Below are 8,181 nucleotides of genomic sequence, written 5' to 3'. Positions count from 1 at the left end.
GCTCCGGCCACCCTCTCCCCAACGGGGAGAGGGTGGCCGGAGCGAAGCGGAGGTCGGGTGAGGGGGCGGCGCCGACGGATCCGACCAAGAGAAAGGTCGGGGCAACCGCTCGCGCCCGAAAGCTGCGGGTTGACGAGACCGAGGCTGAATACAGGCTTTGGGGGGAGCTGAGAGACCGTCATCTCAATGGCTACAAATTTGTGAGGCAAGTGCCGCTTGGACCGTTCATCGCGGATTTTGTTTGTCGCGAGGTAAGCCTGATTGTCGAACTTGATGGTAGTCAGCACGCAGATTCTCCAACCGACCCTTCCAGGACAGCTTGGCTGAACGGACAAGGTTATTCGGCTCTCCGGTTCTGGAATCATGAGGTTTTGGCCGAACGTCGAGCGGTCCTGGATACGATCTTGGCTTGCCTTGACGGAAAGATTTCCACCCCCTCACCCGACCTCCGCTTCGCTCCGGCCACCCTCTCCCCGTTGGGGAGAGGAGGGCGCCAGTCGGCTGAGGCCCGCTAGATGGACACCTTCCGCGACAAGCTCGTTCCCGTCACCTCCATCCTCGTTGGCGTGATCGCGCTCTGGTATGTCTTCGCCGTCATCCTCAACACGCCGTTCCAGCGCGATCTCGATCGTCGCGCGGGTGAAACATCCACGTTCAGCCAACTCATCGGCAAGACGCTGTCGCAGCCGAAGCCGACATTGCCGGCGCCGCACCAGGTGGCGGTGAATTTCTTCGAGAACACCTTCCTGCGGCCCATCACCTCCAACCGCAGCCTGGTCTACAATGCCTGGGTGACGCTTTCGTCGACGCTGCTCGGCTTCGCTTTCGGCACGGCGCTCGGCATCATCATCGCCGTCGGCATTGTCCATGTGGCGACGCTCGACCGCAGCCTGATGCCGTGGATCATCGCCTCGCAGACCATTCCCATCCTGGCTGTGGCGCCGATGATCATCGTCGTGCTGGGGGCGATCGGCATCAGCGGGCTCGTCCCGAAGGCGATGATTTCGACCTATCTGTCGTTCTTCCCGGTGACTGTCGGCATGGTGAAGGGGCTGCGCTCGCCCGAGATCATGCATCTCGACCTGATGCACACCTACAATGCCAGTCGCGCGCAGACCTTCTGGATGTTGCGCGTGCCTGCTTCGGTGCCGTTCCTGTTCACCTCGATGAAGGTGGCGGTGGCGGCAAGCCTGGTCGGCGCCATCGTCGGCGAACTGCCGACAGGCGCTGTCGCCGGCATCGGCGCCAAGCTGCTCGCCGGCGCCTATTATAGCCAGTCCATCGACATCTGGTCGGCGCTGGTCGCCGGTTCGGTGGTGGCAGCCCTTCTGGTCATGGTGGTCGGCATTGCCGGGCGCCTCGTCGACCGCGCTATGGGCGGGAGGCCGGCATGAACTGGCTGAAACCCTCCTGGCAGGCAGTGCTGGCGATCGTGCTGTGCCTGATCGCAGTGGCGCTCGGCCCGATCGCCGCGCCGAAAGTCGATGCACTGGCGCAGCCTGCAGGGACGTTGATATACCCCTATGTGGCGACGACCTGGCTGATTTTCGGCGTGCTGCTTGTCGCCGCTTTGATCTCGGTGACCAGAATACCGTCCATCGTCGAAGCCGTTGTGCTTTTCATCGGCGCGCATCTGGCCGCCTGGCTGCTGATTGGCGGCATCACCGGTTTCGAAGGCCTGGCGCGGACGCCGTACTTCCTGCTTCTCACCGCCGCATGGCTGCTTGGCTGGCGCTGCGTGGCGGTGCTGTCATCATTGCGTCCGTTCGCCAAATGGGCTCGCACCGCGCTGGGCCTGATCATCCCAGCCATCTTCGGCGCCTGGATCCTGATCATCTGGGAAGCGGTGACGCGTGGGGCCGGCATACCCTTCATCCTGCTGCCGCCGCCAAGTGCCATCGGCGCGCGCATCGCCGGTTCGCTGCCGGTGCTCGGCGCCGATGTCCGCCAGACCATCTTCAAGGCGGTCATCTTCGGCTATGTCGTGGGCAGCGGCGCCGGCTTCATCACCGCGGTGCTCGCAGACCGTGTGCCGTTCCTGCGACGCGGCCTGTTGCCGATCGGCAACATGGTCTCGGCGCTGCCGATCATCGGCGTCGCGCCGATCATGGTGATGTGGTTCGGCTTCGACTGGCAGTCCAAGGCGGCGGTGGTCATCATCATGACCTTCTTCCCGATGCTGGTGAACACGGTCGCCGGTCTGGCCGCCTCCGGCCATATGGAGCGCGACCTGATGCGCACCTACGCGTCGGGCTACTGGCCGACGCTCTTGAAGCTTCGGCTGCCGGCAGCAGCTCCCTTCATCTTCAACGCGCTGAAGATCAACTCGACGCTGGCGCTGATCGGCGCCATCGTTGCCGAGTTCTTCGGCACGCCTGTCGTCGGCATGGGCTTCCGCATCTCGACCGAGGTCGGGCGGATGAACATCGACATGGTCTGGGCCGAAATCGCAGTTGCAGCACTTGCGGGTTCGGTCTTTTATGGCGTGGTCGCTCTTGTCGAAAGAGCCGTCACGTTTTGGCATCCCTCTGTCCGTGGTGGATAGGGGCGGTGGGTTTAGGGCACTAACTTCAGAGGGTAACAAAATGAAAAGACTGATTATTCCCGTTCTGGCTGGCGCGATGTCGCTTGCCGCTTTCCAGGCAATGGCCGCCGACAAGGTGACGTTGCAGCTGAAATGGGTCACGCAGGCCCAGTTTGCCGGCTACTATGTCGCCAAGGCCAAGGGTTTCTATGAGGCCGAGGGTCTCGACGTCGACATCAAGCCGGGCGGTCCCGATATCGCGCCCGAGCAGGTGATCGCCGGCGGTGGTGCCGACGTTATCGTCGACTGGATGGGCGGTGCGCTGGCTGCCCGCGAAAAGGGCGTGCCGCTGGTCAACATCGCCCAGCCGTTCAAGAAGGCCGGCATGGAGCTGGTCTGCCCGAAGGACGGCCCGATCAAGACCGAAGCCGACTTCAAAGGTCACACGCTCGGCGTCTGGTTCTTCGGCAACGAGTATCCGTTCTACGCCTGGATGAACAAGCTCGGCCTGAAGACCGAGGGCGGCCCGGACGGCGTCACGGTGCTCAAGCAGAGTTTTGACGTGCAGCCGCTGATCCAGAAGCAGGCGGACTGCATCTCGGTCATGACCTACAACGAATACTGGCAACTGATCGACGCCGGCTACAAGCCGGAACAGCTGACCGTGTTCAACTACTCGGCCATGGGCAACGACCTGCTCGAGGACGGGCTCTATGCGTCCGAAGACAAGCTCAAGGATCCGGCCTTCGAAGACAAGATGGTGCGTTTCGTGCGCGCCTCGATGAAGGGCTGGAAATATGCCATCGACAACAATGACGAAGCCGCAGGCATCGTCATGGACGGCGGCGGCCAGGACGAGAACCACCAGAAGCGCATGATGAGCGAAGTCGCCAAGCTGATCGACAATGCCGACGGCAAGCTTGACCCGGCGACCTACGAGCGCACCGCCAAGGCGCTGCTCGACCAGAAGATCATCACCAAGGAGCCGACCGGCGCCTACACCACCGCCATCACCGACAAAGCGGTCAAGTAAGCCTAGCCGGCAACACATCTATCCAGAAAGCGGCGCCTCCGGCAGAAATGTCAGAGGCGCCGTTCCTTTATGGTGTTCATGACGAAGCTGGTCTCGATCGAGGCGACGCATTTCAGCCGCGCGATCTTTTCCTTGATGAAGCGCTCGTATTGTTCGAGGCTTCCCGTCACCACTTTCAGCACATAGTCGCGCGAACCGGTGACGAGGTGGCATTCCAGCACCTCTTCCCAGCCGCGGATCGCGTCCTCGAACATCACGATCTCGTCTTCGTTCTGGCGGCTGAGCCGGATGGTGGCGATGGCGACCATGCTCCAGCCGAAGGCTGAGGGATCGACCAGCGTGGTGTAGCCTCTGATGCCCCCGGTCTCCCCCACCCGCCGCCCCCGCCTCAGGCAGGGCGACGGCGACAGGCCGATGCGCTCGGCAAGCTCGTTGTTGGTGATGCGGGCGTCGGCCCGCAGCTCACGCAGGATTTTCAGGTCGAAATCGTCGGCTATCTTCTGCTGCACTTTCGGTCTCTCCAGGCAATTTGTTGCGGGGATGCAGCCATGTGAGCCCAAAAATAGCAAGGACTGGCGGAACGAGATCGCATAAATTGCCGTTCACTATTTCAGTCGAACAGGCAGGAAAAGCCATGACCGCGCCACGCCCGTCGAAAACCCATATCGGCAACCACAAGCTCCACCCGGAGACGCTGATGCTGAGCTATGGCTTCGATCCGCAGCTTTCGGAGGGCGCCGTCAAGCCGCCGGTGTTCCTGACCTCGACCTTCGTGTTCAAGTCGGCGGAGGAGGGACGCGACTTCTTCGACTACACCTCCGGCAGGAAGGAGCCGCCGAGCGGCACCGCCTCCGGCCTGGTCTATTCGCGCTTCAATCATCCCAACAGCGAGATCGTCGAGGACCGGCTGGCGATCTATGAGGGGACGGATGCCTGCATCCTGTTTTCATCGGGCATGTCGGCGATCGCCACGACGCTGCTCGCCTATGCCCGTCCGGGCGACGTCATCCTGCATTCGCAGCCACTCTACGGCGGCACGGAGACGCTTTTGACGCGCACGCTCTCCGGTTTCGGCATCGGTGCTGTCGGTTTCGCGGATGGCGTGGACGAGCCGGCGGTGCGCACGGCCGCCGACGCGGCCGTCGCGAAAGGCCGCGTGTCGGTCATCCTGATCGAGACGCCGTCAAACCCGACCAACAGCCTGGTCGACCTCGCGCTGATGCGCAAGATCGCCGACGAGATCGGCGCGAGCCAAGGGTCAACGCCGATCATCGTGTGCGACAACACATTGCTGGGTCCGGTGTTCCAGCGGCCGATCGAACATGGTGCCGACGTGTCGGTTTATTCGCTGACCAAATATGTCGGCGGCCATTCCGACCTGATCGCGGGTGCCGCCATGGGCAGCAAGGCTATCACCAAGCCGATCAAGGCGCTGCGCGGCGCGATCGGCACGCAGCTCGACCCGCATTCCTGCTGGATGCTCGGCCGCTCGCTGGAGACGCTGTCGATCCGCATGGAGCGGGCCAACGACAATGCTCGCCTGATCGCCGAATTCCTGCGCGACCACGCCAAGGTCGACAAGGTGCACTACCTGCCGTTTCTGGGCGAGAATACGCCGGCCGGCCGCGCCTACAGGGCGCAATGCAGCGGCGCCGGATCAACCTTCTCCTTCGACATCAAGGGCGGGGAGAAGGCGGCTTTCGCCTTCCTCAACGGATTGCAGATCTTCAAGCTGGCGGTGAGCCTCGGCGGAACGGAATCGCTGGCCAGTCACCCCGCGGCCATGACCCATTCGGGCATTCCCTTCGAGGTGCGCCAGCGCATCGGCGTGCTGGAGACCACGGTCAGGCTGTCGATCGGCGTCGAGCATCCGGACGATCTGATCGCCGACCTGACGCAGGCGCTGGCGGCGGTCTGACCGCTATCGCTGAAGCCGGACAGGACGGCCCTAGGATCTCTATACGTCATCACAAAAACGTGTGGTTGGATACATTGTGCCGCCAGGCCGTTCCGTTGGCGCATGCGCGCGCCGGGGAGCCGCGACGCGTGCACAGTCAATCGGAGGTTCTTCATGCGCACCCAATCCTTCTTACCGGCGCTGTCGGCGCTGGCCATTTCGACCGCTTTCCTGTTCGCATCGCCCGCCCTGGCAGCCATGGAAAAGTTCAAGGCGACACTAGACGGCAGCCAGCAGAGCCCGCCCGTCACCACGAAGGGTAAGGGCACAGCCACTTTCACCTTCGACACGACCAAGAAGAAGCTCAACTGGAACGTCAAATATTCCGGCCTCAGCGGACCGGCGACGGCCGCGCATATCCATGGCCCTGCGGCGATGGGTGAAAACGCCGACCCTGTCATCCCGTTCAAAAAACTCAAGAGCCCGATCAAGGGGTCGGAGACGCTCACTGATGCCCAGGCGGCTGACCTTGAGGCCGGCAAGTATTACGTCAACGTCCACACCAAAGCGAACCCGAATGGGGAGGTCCGCGGCCAGATCGAGAAGGCGAAGTAGCTGACCGTTGAAGGTTGGCAGGACAGCGCCCCCCTCTGTCCTGCCGGACATCTCCCCCTCAAGGGGGGAGATCGAATGTACTTCGGGTTTCGCCAATCGCCAGTGTTGGAAGAAGGGCGAGACGACGAAACTGCCAATCTCCCCCCTTGAGGGGGAGATGCCCGGCAGGGCAGAGGGGGCGTGAAGGAACTCGACTTGCCCCGGTCGGCCCTCAAACCTTGTCGCGGATCTGGGTCATCGTCCGGGTCGGGGTGATCGCTTCGGGGTCGAGCCTGATCTCGACGATCGCCGGCTTGCCGCTGGCGCGGGCGCGTTCGAAGGCCGGGGCGAAGTCCGCCGTCTTCTCAACCGTTTCGCCATGGCCGCCATAGGCGCGGGCGAGAGCCGCGAAATCGGGGTTCTTGAGGTCGGTGGCCACCACGCGGCCGGGATATTCGCGCTCCTGATGCATGCGGATGGTGCCGTAGATGCCGTTGTTGACGACGACGACGACGATCGGCAGGTCGTATTGCACGGCAGTGGCGAATTCCTGCCCGTTCATCAGGAAGCAGCCGTCGCCGGCGAAAGCGACCACGGTGCGCTCTGGAAACAGCTCTTTGGCGGCGACTGCCGCAGGCGTGCCATAGCCCATCGAGCCTGACGTCGGCGCACCTTGAGTGGCGAAGCGGCGGAAGCGATGGAAACGATGCACCCAGGTGGCATAATTGCCGGCGCCGTTGGTGAGGATGGCGTCGTCGGGCAGCATCTTTTCGAGATAGTTCATGATCGGGCCCATCTGGACCGGGCCGGGGCCGCTTTCGGGTGGTGTCGACCAGTCGAGATAGGCGGCATGCAGCTTTGGCGTCTCGGCTGCCCAGACGGGTGCGGAGGCCGGCTTGCGTTTGGCGAAAGCGTCGACGAAGGCGGACGGCGAGGCGTTGATAGCCAATGCCGGCCTGTAAACGCGGCCGAGCTCGCCGGAATCGGCATGGACATGGACCAGTGTCTGGGCCGGGTAGGGGCTTTTCAGCAGCGTGTAGTCCGAGGAGGGCATTTCGCCCATGCGGCCGCCGATCAGCAGCACGAGGTCGGCCTGCTTGATCGCTGTGGCCAGCTTCGGGTTGATGCCTATGCCGACATCGCCGGCATAGTTCGGATGCAGATGATCGAACAGCATCTGGCGGCGGAAGGAACAGCCGACCGGCAGCGACCAGGCCTCGGCGATCGCGCGCATTTGTGCAACCGCCTCGGCGTCCCAGCGCGTGCCGCCAAGGATGACGAAAGGCCGCTTGGACTTGGCCAGCAATTTCTCAAGCGCATCGAGTTCGGCTTCCCCGGGCCGCGTTTCGACCGGTGTGTGCGGCAAGGCGACGGGCGCTTCAACGACACTGGTCAGCATGTCTTCGGGCAGCGAGATCACCACTGGGCCGGGACGGCCCGATGTCGCCACGGCGAAGGCGCGGGTGACGAATTCTGGGATGCGCGAGGCGTCGTCGATCTCGACTACCCATTTGGCGATGTCGCCGAAGAACCTCTTGTAATCCACCTCCTGGAAAGCCTCGCGCTCTTTGGCGTGGCCGGCGACCTGGCCGATGAACAGGATGACGGGTATCGAATCCTGCATGGCGATGTGGATGCCGGCCGAGGCATTGGTGGCGCCGGGGCCGCGGGTGACGAAGCAGATGCCGGGCTTGCCGGTCAGGCGGCCGTGGCAATCGGCCATCATGGCGGCACCGCCTTCCTGGCGGCAGACGATGGTGCGGATCGCTGAATCGTGCAGCGCGTCGAGCACCGCCAGATAGGATTCACCGGGCACGCAGTAGATGCGGTCGGTGCCGTTGGCTTCGAGAGCGTCGACGATGAGTTGTCCGCCAGTCTTCATTGTCCAGACTTCTCCAGTTCGGCAAGGATTTCTTGGGTGTGCTCGCCCAGGCGCGGCGAGGGGCGCTCATAGACCAGCGGCGTGCCCGACATCACCATCGGCGCGCGCACCGAAGGCAGAAGATTGCCATGGCCGTCGTCCAGGTCGAGCCGCATGCCGCGCGCGATCGTCTGCGGGTCGGCGAACATCTGGCCGATCGTGTTGATCGGGCTCGCCGGCACGCTGGCCGCTTCGAGCTTTGCCAGCAGCGG

At 63.4% G+C, this 8,181-nt stretch carries 9 protein-coding genes; 6 read left to right on the top strand and 3 right to left on the bottom strand.

The genetic code is table 11. From position 1 onward, the window contains the following. Nucleotides 1-122: 122 nt before the first annotated feature. Genes EN879_RS15630 through EN879_RS15615 form a run of 4 tightly spaced genes read left to right on the top strand, consistent with a single transcriptional unit; the run spans nt 123 to nt 3,557 of the window. Complete coding sequence (locus EN879_RS15630) at nt 123-515, top strand: DUF559 domain-containing protein (RefSeq protein WP_127417593.1); 393 nt, start codon at nt 123-125, stop codon at nt 513-515. Next, nucleotides 516-1,394, top strand: coding sequence for an ABC transporter permease (locus EN879_RS15625; RefSeq protein ID WP_063168502.1), 879 nt, complete (start codon nt 516-518; stop codon nt 1,392-1,394). Continuing rightward, nucleotides 1,391-2,545, top strand: coding sequence for an ABC transporter permease (locus tag EN879_RS15620; RefSeq protein ID WP_063168501.1), 1,155 nt, complete (start codon nt 1,391-1,393; stop codon nt 2,543-2,545). The genes EN879_RS15625 and EN879_RS15620 overlap by 4 nt, the downstream gene beginning before the upstream one ends. A gap of 40 nt (nt 2,546-2,585) precedes the next feature. Next, nucleotides 2,586-3,557 (top strand): ABC transporter substrate-binding protein, encoded by a 972-nt coding sequence (locus tag EN879_RS15615; protein WP_013530916.1) that lies wholly within the window; start codon nt 2,586-2,588, stop codon nt 3,555-3,557. Between the two features lie 50 nt (nt 3,558-3,607). Here the strand turns inward: EN879_RS15615 and EN879_RS15610 are convergent, their stop codons facing one another. Continuing rightward, on the bottom strand, nt 3,608-4,066 hold the full coding sequence (locus tag EN879_RS15610; RefSeq protein WP_127274121.1) for an Lrp/AsnC family transcriptional regulator: 459 nt from the start codon (nt 4,064-4,066) through the stop codon (nt 3,608-3,610). 125 nt (nt 4,067-4,191) lie between these two features. On the opposite strand from EN879_RS15610, the gene EN879_RS15605 reads away from it, so the two are divergent. Beyond that, complete coding sequence (locus EN879_RS15605) at nt 4,192-5,475, top strand: cystathionine gamma-synthase family protein (protein WP_063168500.1); 1,284 nt, start codon at nt 4,192-4,194, stop codon at nt 5,473-5,475. A gap of 153 nt (nt 5,476-5,628) precedes the next feature. Then, nucleotides 5,629-6,069 (top strand): CHRD domain-containing protein, encoded by a 441-nt coding sequence (locus EN879_RS15600; RefSeq protein WP_013530918.1) that lies wholly within the window; start codon nt 5,629-5,631, stop codon nt 6,067-6,069. Between the two features lie 211 nt (nt 6,070-6,280). Here EN879_RS15600 and EN879_RS15590 read toward each other — a convergent pair whose 3' ends face one another. Both EN879_RS15590 and EN879_RS15585 read right to left on the bottom strand, forming a co-directional pair. Next, nucleotides 6,281-7,930 (bottom strand): thiamine pyrophosphate-binding protein, encoded by a 1,650-nt coding sequence (locus EN879_RS15590; protein ID WP_063168499.1) that lies wholly within the window; start codon nt 7,928-7,930, stop codon nt 6,281-6,283. Then, nucleotides 7,927-8,181, bottom strand: a 255-nt coding sequence (locus tag EN879_RS15585) for a CoA transferase (protein ID WP_206520956.1), incomplete at its 5' end; no start/stop codon positions are given. The genes EN879_RS15585 and EN879_RS15590, both read right to left, overlap by 4 nt.

This window comes from Mesorhizobium sp. M7A.F.Ca.AU.002.02.1.1 (genome assembly GCF_003998535.1).
Classification (GTDB): Bacteria; Pseudomonadota; Alphaproteobacteria; order Rhizobiales; family Rhizobiaceae; genus Mesorhizobium; species Mesorhizobium ciceri.
This window is presented reverse-complemented; position numbering and strand designations above follow the sequence as displayed.

Coding starts and splice junctions, on each gene's coding strand:
- EN879_RS15620 (WP_063168501.1), top strand. CDS start 1,391: ATGAACTGGCTGAAACCCTCCTGGCAGGCAGTGCTGGCGATCGTGCTG.
- EN879_RS15590 (WP_063168499.1), bottom strand. CDS start 7,930: ATGAAGACTGGCGGACAACTCATCGTCGACGCTCTCGAAGCCAACGGC.
- EN879_RS15625 (WP_063168502.1), top strand. CDS start 516: ATGGACACCTTCCGCGACAAGCTCGTTCCCGTCACCTCCATCCTCGTT.
- EN879_RS15615 (WP_013530916.1), top strand. CDS start 2,586: ATGAAAAGACTGATTATTCCCGTTCTGGCTGGCGCGATGTCGCTTGCC.
- EN879_RS15600 (WP_013530918.1), top strand. CDS start 5,629: ATGCGCACCCAATCCTTCTTACCGGCGCTGTCGGCGCTGGCCATTTCG.
- EN879_RS15605 (WP_063168500.1), top strand. CDS start 4,192: ATGACCGCGCCACGCCCGTCGAAAACCCATATCGGCAACCACAAGCTC.